At 41.7% G+C, this 15,706-nt stretch carries 18 protein-coding genes; 2 read left to right on the top strand and 16 right to left on the bottom strand.

From position 1 onward, the window contains the following. The first annotated feature begins 26 nt into the window (after positions 1-26). Both ABR397_RS05335 and ABR397_RS05330 read left to right on the top strand, forming a co-directional pair. Positions 27-455, top strand: coding sequence for an N-acetyltransferase (locus ABR397_RS05335; RefSeq protein ID WP_350304797.1), 429 nt, complete (start codon positions 27-29; stop codon positions 453-455). Between the two features lie 211 nt (positions 456-666). Continuing rightward, the gene (locus ABR397_RS05330) at positions 667-2,334 is read left to right on the top strand and encodes a S8 family peptidase (protein WP_350304796.1); all 1,668 of its coding nucleotides are present in this window, start codon (positions 667-669) and stop codon (positions 2,332-2,334) included. Between the two features lie 86 nt (positions 2,335-2,420). Here ABR397_RS05330 and ABR397_RS05325 read toward each other — a convergent pair whose 3' ends face one another. From ABR397_RS05325 to fabD, 16 genes are all read right to left on the bottom strand, one after another. Next, positions 2,421-3,725, bottom strand: coding sequence for an NAD(P)/FAD-dependent oxidoreductase (locus ABR397_RS05325; protein ID WP_350304795.1), 1,305 nt, complete (start codon positions 3,723-3,725; stop codon positions 2,421-2,423). A 266-nt stretch (positions 3,726-3,991) separates the two neighbouring features. Further along, the gene (locus ABR397_RS05320; RefSeq protein ID WP_350304794.1) at positions 3,992-4,324 is read right to left on the bottom strand and encodes a helix-turn-helix domain-containing protein; all 333 of its coding nucleotides are present in this window, start codon (positions 4,322-4,324) and stop codon (positions 3,992-3,994) included. Then, complete coding sequence (locus ABR397_RS05315) at positions 4,311-4,628, bottom strand: type II toxin-antitoxin system RelE/ParE family toxin (RefSeq protein ID WP_350304793.1); 318 nt, start codon at positions 4,626-4,628, stop codon at positions 4,311-4,313. Before ABR397_RS05315 ends, ABR397_RS05320 begins: the two co-directional genes overlap by 14 nt. 85 nt (positions 4,629-4,713) lie before the next feature. Then, the gene (gene nagZ / locus ABR397_RS05310) at positions 4,714-5,742 is read right to left on the bottom strand and encodes a beta-N-acetylhexosaminidase (protein ID WP_350304792.1); all 1,029 of its coding nucleotides are present in this window, start codon (positions 5,740-5,742) and stop codon (positions 4,714-4,716) included. A 50-nt stretch (positions 5,743-5,792) separates the two neighbouring features. Further along, on the bottom strand, positions 5,793-6,656 hold the full coding sequence (gene thiK, locus ABR397_RS05305; protein WP_350304791.1) for a thiamine kinase: 864 nt from the start codon (positions 6,654-6,656) through the stop codon (positions 5,793-5,795). Beyond that, positions 6,643-7,206 carry a penicillin-binding protein activator LpoB gene (gene lpoB / locus ABR397_RS05300; RefSeq protein WP_350304790.1) on the bottom strand — a complete coding sequence of 188 codons (564 nt, stop codon included), beginning with the start codon at positions 7,204-7,206 and terminating at the stop codon, positions 6,643-6,645. Before lpoB ends, thiK begins: the two co-directional genes overlap by 14 nt. A 196-nt stretch (positions 7,207-7,402) precedes the next feature. Beyond that, the gene (gene hinT / locus ABR397_RS05295) at positions 7,403-7,753 is read right to left on the bottom strand and encodes a purine nucleoside phosphoramidase (RefSeq protein WP_152961759.1); all 351 of its coding nucleotides are present in this window, start codon (positions 7,751-7,753) and stop codon (positions 7,403-7,405) included. 70 nt (positions 7,754-7,823) lie between these two features. Continuing rightward, the gene (locus ABR397_RS05290) at positions 7,824-8,609 is read right to left on the bottom strand and encodes a metal-dependent hydrolase (RefSeq protein WP_350304789.1); all 786 of its coding nucleotides are present in this window, start codon (positions 8,607-8,609) and stop codon (positions 7,824-7,826) included. Between the two features lie 25 nt (positions 8,610-8,634). Next, a complete protein-coding gene (gene holB / locus ABR397_RS05285; protein ID WP_350304788.1) occupies positions 8,635-9,624 on the bottom strand; it encodes a DNA polymerase III subunit delta' in 990 nt (329 codons plus the stop codon). Beyond that, positions 9,624-10,262: a dTMP kinase gene (gene tmk, locus ABR397_RS05280; protein WP_350304787.1), complete on the bottom strand. Its 639-nt coding sequence runs from the start codon at positions 10,260-10,262 to the stop codon at positions 9,624-9,626. Before tmk ends, holB begins: the two co-directional genes overlap by 1 nt. Next, positions 10,259-11,284: an endolytic transglycosylase MltG gene (mltG, locus tag ABR397_RS05275; protein WP_350304786.1), complete on the bottom strand. Its 1,026-nt coding sequence runs from the start codon at positions 11,282-11,284 to the stop codon at positions 10,259-10,261. The genes tmk and mltG overlap by 4 nt, the downstream gene beginning before the upstream one ends. A 27-nt stretch (positions 11,285-11,311) precedes the next feature. Further along, positions 11,312-12,136 (bottom strand): aminodeoxychorismate lyase, encoded by an 825-nt coding sequence (gene pabC, locus ABR397_RS05270; protein ID WP_350304785.1) that lies wholly within the window; start codon positions 12,134-12,136, stop codon positions 11,312-11,314. A 183-nt stretch (positions 12,137-12,319) separates the two neighbouring features. Continuing rightward, entirely contained in the window at positions 12,320-13,561 is a 1,242-nt protein-coding gene (gene fabF, locus ABR397_RS05265; RefSeq protein ID WP_350304784.1) for a beta-ketoacyl-ACP synthase II, read from the bottom strand. A gap of 73 nt (positions 13,562-13,634) precedes the next feature. Further along, the gene (acpP, locus tag ABR397_RS05260) at positions 13,635-13,871 is read right to left on the bottom strand and encodes an acyl carrier protein (RefSeq protein ID WP_350304783.1); all 237 of its coding nucleotides are present in this window, start codon (positions 13,869-13,871) and stop codon (positions 13,635-13,637) included. A gap of 154 nt (positions 13,872-14,025) precedes the next feature. After that, positions 14,026-14,760, bottom strand: coding sequence for a 3-oxoacyl-ACP reductase FabG (gene fabG, locus ABR397_RS05255; RefSeq protein ID WP_046975844.1), 735 nt, complete (start codon positions 14,758-14,760; stop codon positions 14,026-14,028). Positions 14,761-14,769: 9 nt separating this feature from the next. Beyond that, positions 14,770-15,702 carry an ACP S-malonyltransferase gene (gene fabD / locus ABR397_RS05250; RefSeq protein ID WP_350304782.1) on the bottom strand — a complete coding sequence of 311 codons (933 nt, stop codon included), beginning with the start codon at positions 15,700-15,702 and terminating at the stop codon, positions 14,770-14,772. Between the last annotated feature and the right edge of the window lie 4 nt (positions 15,703-15,706).

Below are 15,706 nucleotides of genomic sequence, written 5' to 3'. Positions count from 1 at the left end.
AGATATAAATCTGTTGGGAGTCAATCATGATCCGCCCTTTTAACACACAGGATATGGATACTATTCTGGATATTTGGCTATCAGCATCGTTGATTGCCCATAATTTCATTGATGCTGATTTTTGGAAAAGCAAAACAGATGATATGCGCAATATCTATATCCCATCGTCAGAAACCTATGTATTTGAAGAACAAAGCTTTGTGAAAGGTTTTCTCAGCCTATACGAAAACCGTATTGCCGCTATCTTTGTTTCACCGTCAGCGCAAGGAAGAGGTATCGGTAAGCAGCTGATCAACTATGCCAAAAATCTACGAAATAAACTGGAATTAGAGGTTTATTGTCAAAATAAAAATTCTATCGGTTTCTATCTTAGCTGTGGTTTCGTAAAAAAAGAAGAAACAATAGATAAAAACACGAATAACCCTGCACTAATCATGGAATATCTTCATACCTAATTTTATTAATTAAAACCCACCATTGATTTCAATAAGAAATAAATTCCAAACAACCGGAAATATACATTCAACATAAAATCACATTCAGTAATAATCAATATAGATAATACATCCACTCTCTAACAGAATAGTGGACTAAGAAATAATAATAATATGAAATACCCATTTGTAGTTATACTAAGGAGGCAATTAACTAAAGAGGAGAATAACAATGTCCATATCTCTTGAGTACTTTAAATCTGCAAAATTCGACGGTAATCTATATCTTAAATGTTATGGTGAAATGAGTGACAATATAGAAATAAAATACAAACTAATAGATTCAGATACAAAAGATATATATGAATACTATAGTAACAATAATCAATTGGCCTGTTTTACCTCACTTAAACCTACAAATTACATAATAGAAACCACTATCATTGAGAATGGAAAAGTAACTAAAAAACTTCCACCAGAAAATATAGAAATAAAAGAATCAGATTTTCTGTTTGATATAGATAGAAAAATAAATGAAATCATTAGAAATGAAAACAATGATATTAGCTATCCATTACTCAAAAAAACACTGTATGAAGATAATGTTATTTCTTTAAAAGGAAATAATCATATCCCAAATGACAATTTAAAGTATAATCTTGAAATCATGTTTTCCCCTGATGGATTAAAAAAATTAGAAGCTGAAAAAATTGATTCATTACCTTTTTTTAATGCATCTAAACACAAAATGGAGATAAAACCTGTCTTTAATAAAGACGATTTCGATAAAAAAGCCTGGAAAACTCAGGAATTCAATAAATTAACTTATCTTTACAAAATAGAAGCGGATATTAATCATTCTGATTTAGTCAAGTTAGCCGATGAATTGGAAAAACTGGATTATATCGAGTTTTGCTCTCTCACCCCTGTTTTAAAATATCAGCCTCCGCCTCCTCTGATTTCATCCAAACCAGCAGAGGTGATTGCCGAATTTGATTCTCATATCATTACGCCTGATTTTTCATATCTGCAAGGGTATTTAGACGAATACAATGGAATGAATATCAGAAATGCCTGGGCTACTGGTTATGAAGGTCAGGGTATCACTGTGCACCATCTTGATTTTGGTGTTTACCGAAACCATGAAGATTTTGTTGGTAATATTACTGTGGTTAACAGCCGCCCTGAAACACAAGACTGTAACCACGGTACAGCATCCACCGGATGTATTGCAGCAAAGAATAATAAATTTGGTGTGACAGGTATCGCTCACGAATGTCATTTCCGTTTTTACGACATTGATGATTTTGATAAAATAATATATAGTTTTTCGCCGGGAGATATTATTAGTTTAAATATTCAAATTGTCGCCAATAATAGATATTACCCTTTTACCTATATCAAATCTGATTGGCAGAAAATAAAAAGCTGTGTTGACGCGGGTGCAATTATTATCTTTTCTGCCGGTAATGGCGGTATTAATTTAGCCTATGATTTTACCTTCCCCAATTATGGCGATCCTGGTGGTATTATGATTGGCGCCTGTACATCAATTAATGGATACAGGTTAGGCTTTTCCAATCATAATCTCTATACCAGTTTAAATTCCTGGGGTGAGAATGTCACAACCACTGGATATTCAAACTTGCAGCACCTACCAGGAAATAATAGAAACTATACTCGTAGTTATAATGGGACATCCAGTGCAACACCTTTAGTTTCCGGTGCGTTAGCACTCATCCAATCCTATACCAAATTAAAATACCATAGATATTTTAATTGCTTTCAAATAGCAACACTGGTTAAGAATAGTGGTTTTTCAACAGGAGAACAACAGGGGATTGGATCACGTCCAAATGTTGCAAATGCTTTCAAATTAATTGATCGTCTGTTTTCTTAATTAAGAAAAATTATTTCAAACTAAATAAGTGATACTTTATCAAGGCCACTCATTATTTTACGAGTGGCCTTATATTGATTAAATAATTAATGCAATTTTAATCGTGGGCGGATCACACGGTTAATTCCACCGACCAACATCATCAAGCCAGTTTTAATATAACCATGCAAAGCTACCTGATGCATTCGATATAATGAAATATAGACAGCACGAGCCACACGCCCCTCTATCATCATTGAACCACGCATTAAATTACCCATCAGGCTACCAACCGTACTGAATTTAGATAACGAAACCAGAGAACCATGATCTTTGTAGATATACTCTTTTAACGGTTTGTCATTCAATAACGCCATAATATTACTATGGCAACGGCTAGCCATTTGGTGAGCCGCCTGTGCCCTTGGCGGAACAAAACCTCCCTCTTTCTTCGGGCATGACGCACAATCACCAATAGCGAAAATATGGTCATCAAATGTCGTTTGCAGCGTTGGCTTCACTACCAGTTGATTAACCCGGTTAGTTTCAAGGCCGGCAATATCTTTCATAAAATCAGGTGCTTTGATACCCGCCGCCCATACCATGAGATCCGCGTTAATCAATTCACCCTCTTTGGTATTCAATCCATGCTCATCAGCACTGGTTACCATAGTTTTGGTCAATACATGAACGCCAAGTTTTGTCAGTTCCTGATGCGCCGCAGCAGAAATTCGTGCCGGCAATGCAGGCAAAATACGCTCACCCGCTTCTACTAACGTCACATTCAGTGCTTCTGAACTCAGTCCCTCAAAACCATAGCTGTTAAGCTGTTTTACCGCATTATGCAATTCTGCTGATAACTCAACACCTGTTGCACCACCACCAACGATAGCGATATTGACCTTATCTTGCTGACCACTGCTGGCAGAGTATTTAAGAAACAGGTTCAGCATTTCATTATGGAAACGATGCGCCTGTTGCGGGTTATCCAGGAAGATGCAGTGTTCTTTCACACCTTGCGTATTAAAATCATTAGATTTACTGCCCAGAGCCATAACCAGAATGTCATAACTCAGTTCACGTTCAGGAACCAATACCTCGTTGTATTCATCCCGGATCTCAGCCAAAGAGATCTTTTTGATGTCACGATGAATATCGGTCAACGTGCCTAATTGAAAACTGAAATAGTGATTACGGGCGTGAGCCAGATAACTCAACGCATCAACCCCATCGTCGAGTGATCCTGTCGCGACTTCATGTAATAACGGCTTCCATAAATGACTTTGGTTACGATCCACCAGCACAATTTCTGCTTTCTTTTTGCGCCCCAGCTGATGCCCTAGACTGGTTGCCAGTTCCAAACCACCAGCACCTCCACCAATGATCACAATTCTCTTCTTTGGTGTTGACATGACTACTCCACTAAAAATGCAAATCAAATGTTATCTAAGAATATTGTTTCAATATTCTTAGATAACATTTAATTTGGAATAAATAACTGATGTGATAGTTACATAATATCACGGCTGGTTAGTGGGTCATACCAAAATTGAACAACATCAAATTCTTTTGAATAAATAAACATCAATTATAAAAATTATCAATTTATTTCTAGTTAGTCGGATTTGGCTTGATAAACGGGGAATATGTAACTCCCCCGTATTCCCTTGGCATTCCCCTATCCAGCAAAGCAAAAAGTACGATGCCCAATAAATTCTCGACTGGGTTTTACGACAATCTCAATGTCATACCCAAGGCGATTAAGACATTCCATTAATTTCTTCTCAGACAAGTTGAGAACTTTTCCGTTATATAGAGCAGAAATTCGTGGCTGTGATAGTCCCATGCGTTTTGCCGCTTCCGTTTGATTAAGCCCCAGTTTTTCAATTGTATTTATGATCTGAATAGCCAAATCAGCTTTGATTTTCATATCTTCGGCGCCAGGTAAATTTAGATCAGCAAAAACATTGTCTGAACCGATTTCAAAATCATTTTCATCATATCTTGCCATTTTTCATACCCTCATAAATCTGTTTAGCTTTATCAAGCCGAGACTTGATAAGATCGATATCAACCTTAGGCGTAGAAATTCCTTTTTTTGATTTCTTCTGAAAACAATGTAAAACGAATACTATGTTTTCAAACTTTACAGTGTAGACTGCTCGATAAGTATCCCCATCATGATTCTCCACAACTTCTAAAACTCCTGCTCCATGAAAGCCTGAAAGAGGTTTTACATCGGGGTGAACATACCTACCTGTGCAAAATGCAAAGATAACCAACCGTTTTAATGACTTTACTTTCTTACTACGCATTATCCCGACCAACTTCAGATCCAATATTATGATTATTACAGAAATGGTATAAAAAACCATCAAAAAATGCTCATAAAAAAGGTTTTCACAAGTACCGAACACAACACTGCCATTTCTCATGTAAAACCGTTAATGCTTTATTAGCCTGCTGCCAGCGTTTTGAATTCTTTAATTCATTCAAGCTAAATTGACCGCCCTGATGATACAATTCCGAGACTTTCTCTGCTTTGGTCTGAGGCAAGTTATCAAGCACACTGACCGCCCCGTCACGGTTATTACACACTAGGATCATGTCACAACCTGCATTCAGAGCAGCCTGACCGCGTTCAGCGTAACTGCCCATAATCGCCGCCCCCTCCATAGAGAGGTCATCCGAAAATATTACGCCATTAAAACCCAATTGCTGACGCAGTACCGATTTCAACCAATATGACGATCCGCTGGCAGGATGCTTATCTACCTGAGAATAGATCACATGAGCCGGCATAATCGCATCCAACAAATTACGCTGGATAAAATCACGGAAAATAGACATATCATGACGGCAAATAACGTCTAACGGACGATCATCGTGGGGCGTTTCTTTATGAGAATCAGCATCGACAGCACCATGCCCCGGAAAATGCTTACCCGTTGATTTCATACCGGCAGAATGCATGCCTTTAATAAAGTGCTCTGCCATCCTCTTGGCCTGCTCAGGGTTTTCATGGAATGAACGTTCACCAATAGCTGGACATTGATGACCTAAATCCAGAACCGGCGCAAAACTGATGTCGATATCCATTGCAATCATTTCAGACGCCATCAGCCAACCCGCTTCTTCCGCCAATTTAATGCCATTGAAATTATCACCCAATTCAGCAAAAGACTGGGCCGCAGGTAAACAGGTGAACCCTTCACGGAAACGCTGAACTCTGCCGCCTTCCTGATCAACAGCAATCACAAGACGATGGCGGGATGCCTGACGAATTTGACGAACCAATTCACGTAATTGCTCAACATCATGAAAATTACGGGTAAACAGAATTAAACCGCCCACTAATGGATGTTGCAAAATTTCCTTTTCTTCATTATCGAGTTCATAATTGACAACATCTAACATTACCGGACCCATAATATTCCTCACTTGTATTCATGTGCTGCAATCAATGCAGCGTGATTGATTTAAAACGTTAGACCAAAAGAGAGGCGCAACGGTTGCGCTAACTCTAAAAATTGTGGGTTACCACTCTGCTTCCAACGCACTTCAAACCACATCAAAATCATATAGTCAACCCAAGGTTGCCAACGTTTAATCTGACGCGTCAATAACATTCGATCCCGATATCCTGATGGCTGACTGCAATAGCAGCGCAAAAAATCCTGCTGCTGCGGTTCATCCCAATAATTGGTACGAAATAGCGTCGCTAACGCAAATCCGATATCGGTATCAGCTGCATATTCCCAGTCAATGAGTTTCAGCCCCTGAGGCGTATTAAGCAAATTACCGCAATGAACATCCATATGAGCAGGTGATAGTTTTAGTACTGAAGGCATCGAAGAAGATATAAATTGTTTATGCAGCCGCAACCACCGAGGAGTAAGGCGCGCTTTATCAATTTGCAACCAGTGGCTTTCTAACTGATGCCGTAGTTGAAGCGGATAACCGAACAGCGGCTGATGATGCAAAGTGGTCAATAATGCCGCCAGTTTTTGCAGAAAATCAGGCTGAGAAAATTCATTTTGCTCAATAAGATGACCGGGCAGCCATTCTAATAACAACCAATGGGGATCCATTGCAATCACTTGCGGAGCAATTTTTGTCTGGCTGAGATGACGCAGGATGGCGTTTTCACGCTGACGGTTAACGCCAAGCTGCTTCCCTTGCTGCCACTGCCTGCGGCCGACAATATGATATTCGCCATCGGTGGTATAATAGCTTTCATTTGTCAGACCGCTTAACGGCCTTATCTTCCAGTTGTCTGCTGTTGTATAAGGCCATTGTCCACATAACGCCCGCAATAAACAATTTTGATTACTTAACGTCACCGTGTCCTGACCAAAGAATCTCACCTGTCTGTACAATCATCAGTTGCATGACAATATCTCGCTTATCACTGTTACCGGAAACGATAGAATAGAGAACATAATCCGCATTTAAGTAACGAGCCAGACCAATCGCTTTGCTGCGTAATCCCAGACTATCTTCTTCAGACAAGCCCAAAGATTGGCGAGCGCTCTGTACCTGATTTTGCGGTACTAATGCAAAAACATTTTTGTTATTGATGGCTTGACGCAAAACATCAGTGACTTGCATGGTTTGCAACACACCATTAGTGTTATTTTTTACTGTATCAACTAACAGCAACTTGCCGCTCTCCAGTCCATTCGCCTTAACCATTTGCTCTACCAATAGTTGCACAGTGCCTTCCCAGTCAATTTCACGCATTTTAGGCGGCTCTGGAACTTTTTCAGGTAGTGGCGTCGGTTCTGGGGGCACAGGTATAACCGGAGTGGGAGGCTCAGGCTGCTGCGGAGGCAAAGATGGACAACCAGCCAGAAACATGACCGATAGCGCTACAAAAACAATTCTTTTCATCAACCTATTATTCCAATTACAGAGTTTAAAGAAACAGATAAGTTTCTGCTGTGACACCAGCAATCTATTATCGGTTCAACCTCAGTAATAAAATCAGTAGCATTTATTAAAAATCGAGATATCCGGGACTATTCTGAGAAAAATACCCCCGAATATCTGGCTATATACTATATAAACGAATTTTAGCACTCCACGCTTACTTCAACAGTAATGGCCCCAAATGACAGCCGCCAACCAGATGCATATGAATATGGTAAACTTCCTGTCCCGCATGACGGTTACAGTTCATAATCAAACGATATCCATCTTCGGCAATGCCTTCCTGTTCAGCAATTTTCGCTGCAACCGTCATCATTCGTCCCAACGCGGCTTCATGCTCTGCCTTGACATCGTTCACTGTCGGGATCAAAACATTGGGAACAATCAAAATATGAATCGGCGCCTGTGGAGAAATATCGCGAAATGCAGTAACCAGATCGTCCTGATAAACAATATCAGAAGGTATTTCACGACGAATAATTTTGCTAAAAATAGTTTCTTCTGCCATCACATTTTCCTTTTATTCAAAAAACAAGAGATATATGAGCGCTTACAAACCACAAATTCAAGTTGAAAAATCAAATTTTGCATACATCAACATGAAATAGATCGCAGAAATTCTGCGTGGTAACCTGAGCCAGCTCTTCAATACCCACACCTTTGAGCACAGCCATATATTCCGCAACATCACGCACGTACGCAGGCTGGTTTTCTTTGCCACGATGCGGTACCGGTGCAAGATAAGGCGAATCGGTTTCAATCAGAATACGATCCAACGGTACATATCTTGCTGCTTCACGAATTTGCTCCGCATTACGGAAAGTCACAATACCGGAGAACGAAATGTAGAAGCCTAAATCCAATAATTCTCTGGCGGTATCTTTATCCTCAGTAAAACAATGCAAAACACCACCACATTCTTGCGCCTGTTCTTCACGCAATACCAGCAAAGTATCATCACGGGCACTGCGAGTATGAACAATAACGGGCTTATTGAGTTTACGGCCGATACGAATATGTTCACGAAACGAGGTTCGTTGTAGTTCAGCATTATCCTGCTGATAATAGTAATCCAGCCCGGTTTCACCCAATGCGACAACCTCATTCCCGGCCGCTAAACGTGCCAACTCATCAAAATCGTAGCCTTCATCCAGATTAAGCGGATGAATACCACAGGAAAAGACGATATTTTCCCGTTTACCGATCAGGGTTTTCATTTGCCGGAAACCGGGTAGCGTAGTCGCTACTGCCAACATAAATTTAACTTCCCGATCCGCCGCTTTTGCGACAACATCATCTACATTTTTATGTAGTTTTTCATAATCAAGACAATCAAGATGACAATGCGAATCCACTAACAACATATTAAACTCGTATACAAAAAAGATTTCAAAATTGTGAAGTAAACTGTTTTTCCCAATTGAGCAATCGCTCTGTCAGTAACAACTCTCTGTTTACGCCCACGACTGAGAGTAGCTGATGACGGCAATACGTCCAGTCATCAACGCCTTGTAGTAAAACAGCCATAGTATGCATGGAACTTAATTGATAAATCAGCGTTTGGTGATCCTGATTGATGCAATAACTCTGCGCCTGCTGTTGCCACTTTACCGCATCAAGTAACAAACTGATAAGCCAATGAAGGCGATGCGGCACATCTTCTTGATTTAACTGAGATAAAAGTGATAAAGCATCACGTTTATCCAAAGCCTGTTCAACAGCCTGACAGAATTGTTTCCGAATTTGCCATCGCTCCGGTTGCAGCAATTGTTCTGCCGCAACAGGCGCTCCCTGAGACAGTTTCAAAGCCGTCATTGCATCAACCGAAGAAATGACAGTTAACTGTTTTTGCAACCAATAAAGGCTAGTTTCTGCTTCAGGTACCGGCAGAAAATAGTAAAAACAGCGACTGCGCAAAGTTGCCAAAAGGTTGGCTGGCTGACGACACTCCAGAAGAAAATAGGTATGTTCCGGCGGCTCTTCCAACGTTTTCAATAATGCATTAGCAGCAGCATCTGTCAGACAATCAACCAAAGGCAGCGAGACAATTTTTACGCCGCCTTGCTGAGAACGACTATAAAGCTTTTCTGTAATCTGGCGTACGGCTTCCACACCAACACTGGTTTTACCCTTCTCCGGTGACATAATATGCCAATCAGGATGAGTTTCTGCCATCATTAGATGACAACTATGACACTCCCCACAGCTTTTCATCCCCTGCTTATTCTGACACATCAACCAACGGCTTAAACCATATATCAACACATCAGCCCCGGTACCGGCATTAGCATGAAGTAATAAAGCATGATGGCCCCGCCCTTGCTGATGGAATTTTACCAACTGACGGTATGGCTGATTAAGCCAAGGATACCAATTCATCAGCCATTTTCCTGCTGTTTCAGCCATTGCTCAAGGGCTTGGCAAATATCGGCTTGTACCTGTTCTATTGGTTGAGCGGCATCAACAGTCACAATACGCTTATCTTGCGCCGCAAACTCCAGGTAACAGCTGCGAGTGCGATCAAAGAAATCCATCGACTCTTTTTCAATTCTGTCTAATTCCCCGCGCTCACGGGCGCGTAGTAGACCCATCTGAGGAGGAAGATCAAGATAAATAGTCAGATCAGGACAAAAATCACCCAGAACGGTATCACGCAGCGAGGTCATTAAGTTTTTATCAATACCACGTCCTCCTCCTTGATACGCCCGAGAAGAGAGGTCATGACGATCACCCACAACCCATGCACCACGGGCCAGAGCAGGTTTAATCACATTTTCGACCAGTTGCACCCTGGCTGCATATAACATCAGCACCTCTGCTTTATCCGTCAGAGATTCACCTTCAATACCTTGCTTAATCAACTCACGTAATTTTTCTGCCAGTGGTGTTCCTCCCGGCTCACGGGTAAAAACTAAGTCTTGAATACCGTGCTGCTGCAATCTTTCAACGACTGTTTTCATCGCTGAAGTTTTTCCGGCACCCTCTAGCCCTTCAATAACAATAAATTTGCTGTTCATCTGCTCTGTCTTAATCCCTGACGGTAAATATTCACCGCTCTGTTATGCGCCGCCAGATTGGTCGTAAAAGTATGGCCTCCTTTACCATCCGCGACAAAATAGAGAAATTCAGTTTTTGCCGGGTGCGCAGCCGCTTTTATCGAAGCAAGACCAGGCATAGCAATTGGCGTAGGCGGCAAACCATTAATCATGTAAGTATTGTATGGCGTCAGTGTGGTTAAATCTTTGCGAAAAATAGTGCCTGTATATTTTTCGCCTAAGCCATAGATCACTGTCGGATCAGTTTGTAGCCGCATATTCAACCGTAATCGGTTAATAAATACAGAAGCCACTTTTGTCCGTTCAGACTCAATACTGGTCTCTTTCTCAATTATCGATGCCATGATCAACATTTCATAAGCACTTTTATAGGGCAGGTTTTTATCGCGCTTTTGCCATTCTTCTTCAAGCGTCATTTGCATCTGTCGGTATGCCCGTTTCAGTAATGCGATATCGCTCGTCCCCGCCGTATAGTGATAAGTATCCGGATAGAGCCCCCCTTCCAAAGTATCAGTCTCTTTGATACCCAGTATTTCAGCCAATTCCTGAGCGCTTTTATCATTCAGTTCATGTTTAAGATACTCAGATTGTTGTAGTATTTTCCACCAGTCAGATAAACGGCTGCCTTCGACAAAACGGACCGTAAATTGCGCCTCTTTGCCACTGGAGAATAATTGTAACATTTCCCTCAACGTCATTTCCCGTGTCAACTGGTAAGTTCCCGCTTTAAATCCAGCAAGTTTTGGCTCCAGCCTCAATAACCAAGGGAAAATATGACTATCTTTAATCAGGTTATCCTGAACCAATAATGCTTCCAGGCTATGACGGCCAATACCTGCCGGCAATGTAAATACCCGATCTTGTTTGATTGCCAATGTTTGATCTGCAAATCTTTCAACTTTCTTATAACCAGCATAGAGTAATATTGCCGCCACAATGATAATCAAAGCCAATAGGGCGAAAAAGCGCTTTTTCCGTTTCATCAATTAATCACTTAAACACAGAGCGAATTACAACTTCAGACATTCAGGAAGCAAATATTCATACAGCTCCCTTGACTGATATTTCCATGCGGGCTGATTTTCATGAACCTGAATTTCACTGACAGGTATCACCGGCATTAGAGAATTGCAAACTATTACCTCGTCTGCATAAGCCAATGTTTCAGGATAACGATTTACACAGGAGAGGTAATAGCCACTTTCTGATAATAACTGTATTATTTTTTCCCGCATCACACCTTCAACTCCACATCCCCGCAAATCAGGAGTATACACATCTTTTCCTTTACGCCAGAAAATGTTTGCAGTACAGCATTCAATCAATAAACCATCTGTATCGAGTACCAAAGCTTCATCAGCATTTGACTTCTCGATAAATGATTTAATCAATATCTGTTCCAATCGGTTAAGGTGTTTAATTCCGGCAAGATAAGGATTTATTCCCATAGGTATCGGACTGAGCACCAGAGAAAGGCCTTCCTGACGTTGTTTCAGATATTTTTCGGGATAAGGCGTGAGAGACAGGATCTGATTTGGTTGTGTAAAACCCTGTGCACTGTAACCACGCCCTCCAGCTCCACGGGAGAGAATAACTTTAAGTACGGCTTGTCCAGTAGTAGAAGCAATCTGCTTTATATGGTTTTCAAGCTGTTGCCAATTGGGTTGTGGAAGAGATAACCTTTCAACGCCTTTTTGTAATCTTTGGATATGCAATGACAGCAAAGCGGCCTGTCCCTGCTCTATTTTTACTGTTGTAAAACAACCATCCCCGAATTGAACTGAACGATCATTCACTGGCAAATAGTCGCACCGCTTCCCATTAATCCAATACATATAACTGTGTTCTTAATTACTCAAAAAAGGTATTTCAACCAACTTATCAGGAAGCGGTATCATAGTATATAGCAGACATGAGTGCAAAAATGCCCGTAGAGCCTGCAATGAAAGGAGCTCCAATAATTATTAACTATTGGAGCTCCTTATTCTGTCGCCTTAAAGTATTTACAAAAATAAGGCTTATATCTTACGGAAAATCAGTGAGCCGTTAGTACCACCGAAACCGAAAGAGTTACATAACGCATATTCCATGCCTTCCACTTTACGGGATTCGTTAGGAACGAAATCCAGACGGCAGTTCTCATCCTGGTTTTCCAGGTTGATAGTTGGTGGAACAATTTGATCACGTAGTGCCAAGATAGTGAAAATAGATTCCACTGCACCAGCAGCACCTAACAAATGACCAGTCATTGATTTGGTCGAACTGACTAAAACATCTGTGCCTTCACCAAATACTGACTCAACTGCATGGGATTCCGCTAAGTCGCCGGTTGGTGTTGAAGTACCGTGAGCATTAATATATCCCACCTGCTCAATGGTAATACCGGCATCTTTCAGGGCATTTTCCATCGCCAGCGCAGCGCCAGCACCATCTTCTGGTGGTGACGTCATATGGTAGGCATCACTGCTCATACCAAAGCCAACGATTTCCGCGTAAATTTTCGCACCGCGTCTCTTCGCGTGCTCATACTCTTCCAGCACCAGAATACCTGCACCATCCCCCAGAACAAAACCATCACGGTCTTTATCCCACGGCCGGCTTGCACCCTGTGGATTATCGTTACGGGTAGACAAAGCACGGGCAGCGCCAAAGCCGCCAACTCCCAGAGGCGTACTGGCTTTTTCTGCGCCACCTGCTAGCATAATATCCGCATCATTGTAAGCAATAATACGAGCAGCATGACCGATATTATGCACACCTGATGTACATGCTGTGGCGATAGAGATACTTGGGCCACGTAAGCCGTAAATGATACTCAGGTGACCTGCCACCATATTTACAATCGTGGAAGGAACAAAGAATGGGCTGATCTTACGAGGGCCACTAGCCACTAACGCACCGTGATTCTCTTCAATAAGACCCAAACCACCAATACCAGAACCAATAGCAGCACCAAAACGACTAGCATTGGCTTCTGTTACTTCGATTCCAGAATCTTCAATAGCTTGCACACCTGCTGCAATACCATATTGAATGAAATCATCCATCTTTCGTGCATCTTTGCGCGAAATATTAAAATCTTCATGATTAAAACCTTTAACCAGACCAGCAAATCTAGTTGCATGGCGACTGGTGTCAAAATGGTCAATCAGGCTGATACCACTCTGTCCGGCACAAACAGCTTTCCAAGAAGATTCAGCTGTGTTACCGACAGGAGATAACATGCCTAGTCCGGTCACAACTACTCGACGCTTAGACACGCTTATCCTCCAGGGAGGGAAATAATTTAGGGCAGAAACTTAGGCGGTCGAGTGACCGCCTAGGTGTGTTCACTTATTCGCTTTGGTTCTGGACGTAATCAATAGCTGCCTGAACTGTAGTGATCTTTTCTGCTTCTTCATCTGGAATTTCGATATCGAACTCTTCTTCCAGAGCCATTACGAGTTCAACTGTGTCAAGAGAATCAGCGCCCAAGTCATCAACAAAAGAAGCTGAATTGACAACTTCGTCCTCTTTAACACCAAGTTGCTCAACGATGATTTTTTTAACGCGTTCTTCAATAGTGCTCATGCTATTAAATTTCCTATCAAAATTCGCTTTCGCGATGGTTTTCGTAGTTTATAAAATACAGGAAAAGATGCAACCAAATCCCGGCTGGTCGAACCACAATCTTGCTCTATTTTGCGTTATTTAACACAAAAAATGCAACTGGTTCGCTCACTTTTTAGTTCATGTACATGCCGCCATTGACATGTATTGTTTCACCTGTGATGTAGGCCGCTTCATCAGAAGCTAAAAAAGCCACAGCACTGGCAACTTCTTTCACATCTCCAAGTCTTTTAACGGGTATATCATCCGAGAAGTTTGCCAACTGCTCATCTGGCAACTTTTTGAGCATATCCGTTTCAATAAGCCCTGGAGCAACAACGTTAACCGTAATACCCCGAGAAACGACTTCACGAGCTAATGTTTTACTGAAACCAATAATTCCTGCTTTTGCCGCAGCATAACTCGCTTGCCCAGGGTTACCCATTGATCCAACAACAGAACCAATAGAGATAATACGGCCATAACGTTTTTTTATCATAAAGCGCATTGCCGCTTTTGACATACGGAAGACGGAAGAAAGATTAGTGTCAATAACATCCTGCCACTCATCATCTTTGATGCGCATCACCAAGTTATCACAAGTGATACCGGCATTATTCACTAAAATGTCGATTCCACCAAACTCGGTACGAATAGCAGACATCAGCTGTTCAATAGATTCAGGATCAGCGACATTCAGTACAAAACCTTTACCTTTTTCACCAAGGTAAGCACTGATAGCTTCAGCACCTTTTTCACTTGTTGCTGTACCAATGACATAGGCTCCACGCTCTGCTAATAGCTCAGCAGTTGCGCGGCCGATCCCACGGCTGGCGCCTGTTATCAATGCAATCTTTCCATCTAATCTCATGTGTTGTCCTCAATTATTTTCCAATGTGGTTACTAATGAAGTTGTGTCATTTACCGCTGTCACACTTAAGGTATTGACAATTCGTTTAGTTAAACCCGTCAAAACTTTACCTGGCCCTATTTCTAATATCTGTCCGACACTCTGTCCAGCAATAAATTCAACTGTTTCCGCCCAACGGACAGGATTATAGAGTTGTCGTACCAGTGCATCACGGATAGCTTCAGCAGATTGTTCTATTTTCACATCAACATTATTTACCACCGGGAACTGAGGATGATTGAATTCAATTCCTTCCAAAACAACTGCCAGCTTATCTGCGGCTGGTTTCATCAATGCGCAATGCGACGGCACACTGACAGCCAAAGGCAGCGCGCGTTTTGCACCCGCAGCTTTGCATGCAGCGCCAGCACGTTCTACAGCCTCTTTCTCACCGGCAATAACAACCTGCCCAGGCGAGTTAAAGTTAACAGGGGAAACAACTTGCCCCTGAGCAGATTCTTCACAGGCTCTGTCAATGGATTCATTATCTAAACCAATAATAGCATACATTGCACCAGTGCCTTCAGGTACAGCTTCTTGCATCAATTTGCCACGCAGTTCAACAAGATTAATCGCTTGTTTGAAATCAATGACACCCGCGCAAACCAGTGCAGAATATTCACCAAGGCTATGTCCAGCCATTAATAATGGCGCTTTTCCACCTTTTTCCTGCCAGACGCGCCAAATGGCAACCGAGGCTGCCAATAACGCAGGCTGAGTTTGCCACGTTTTATTTAATTCTTCTTCCGGCCCCTGTTGAACCAAAGTCCAGAGATCATATCCCAGCACATCAGACGCTTCAGCAAAAGTTTGCTCTACAACCGGGAACACTGTAGCCAAATCGGCCAACATACCAAGGGACTGAGAACCCTGCCCAGGAAATACCATTGCAAATTCAGACATGTTC

This window comes from Photorhabdus viridis (genome assembly GCF_040256935.1).
GTDB classification, from domain to species: domain Bacteria; phylum Pseudomonadota; class Gammaproteobacteria; order Enterobacterales; family Enterobacteriaceae; genus Photorhabdus; species Photorhabdus viridis.
This window is presented reverse-complemented; position numbering and strand designations above follow the sequence as displayed.

Bases quoted from the DNA above. Each gene is read 5' to 3' on its own strand.
- lpoB (WP_350304790.1), bottom strand. From the start codon at position 7,206: ATGAAAAGAATTGTTTTTGTAGCGCTATCGGTCATGTTTCTGGCTGGT.
- ABR397_RS05330 (WP_350304796.1), top strand. From the start codon at position 667: ATGTCCATATCTCTTGAGTACTTTAAATCTGCAAAATTCGACGGTAAT.
- acpP (WP_350304783.1), bottom strand. From the start codon at position 13,871: ATGAGCACTATTGAAGAACGCGTTAAAAAAATCATCGTTGAGCAACTT.
- fabG (WP_046975844.1), bottom strand. From the start codon at position 14,760: ATGAGATTAGATGGAAAGATTGCATTGATAACAGGCGCCAGCCGTGGG.
- ABR397_RS05320 (WP_350304794.1), bottom strand. From the start codon at position 4,324: ATGGCAAGATATGATGAAAATGATTTTGAAATCGGTTCAGACAATGTT.
- ABR397_RS05325 (WP_350304795.1), bottom strand. From the start codon at position 3,725: ATGTCAACACCAAAGAAGAGAATTGTGATCATTGGTGGAGGTGCTGGT.
- ABR397_RS05290 (WP_350304789.1), bottom strand. From the start codon at position 8,609: ATGTTGTTAGTGGATTCGCATTGTCATCTTGATTGTCTTGATTATGAA.
- hinT (WP_152961759.1), bottom strand. From the start codon at position 7,753: ATGGCAGAAGAAACTATTTTTAGCAAAATTATTCGTCGTGAAATACCT.
- mltG (WP_350304786.1), bottom strand. From the start codon at position 11,284: ATGAAACGGAAAAAGCGCTTTTTCGCCCTATTGGCTTTGATTATCATT.
- holB (WP_350304788.1), bottom strand. From the start codon at position 9,624: ATGAATTGGTATCCTTGGCTTAATCAGCCATACCGTCAGTTGGTAAAA.
- tmk (WP_350304787.1), bottom strand. From the start codon at position 10,262: ATGAACAGCAAATTTATTGTTATTGAAGGGCTAGAGGGTGCCGGAAAA.
- nagZ (WP_350304792.1), bottom strand. From the start codon at position 5,742: ATGGGTCCGGTAATGTTAGATGTTGTCAATTATGAACTCGATAATGAA.
- fabD (WP_350304782.1), bottom strand. From the start codon at position 15,702: ATGTCTGAATTTGCAATGGTATTTCCTGGGCAGGGTTCTCAGTCCCTT.
- ABR397_RS05335 (WP_350304797.1), top strand. From the start codon at position 27: ATGATCCGCCCTTTTAACACACAGGATATGGATACTATTCTGGATATT.
- pabC (WP_350304785.1), bottom strand. From the start codon at position 12,136: ATGTATTGGATTAATGGGAAGCGGTGCGACTATTTGCCAGTGAATGAT.
- ABR397_RS05315 (WP_350304793.1), bottom strand. From the start codon at position 4,628: ATGCGTAGTAAGAAAGTAAAGTCATTAAAACGGTTGGTTATCTTTGCA.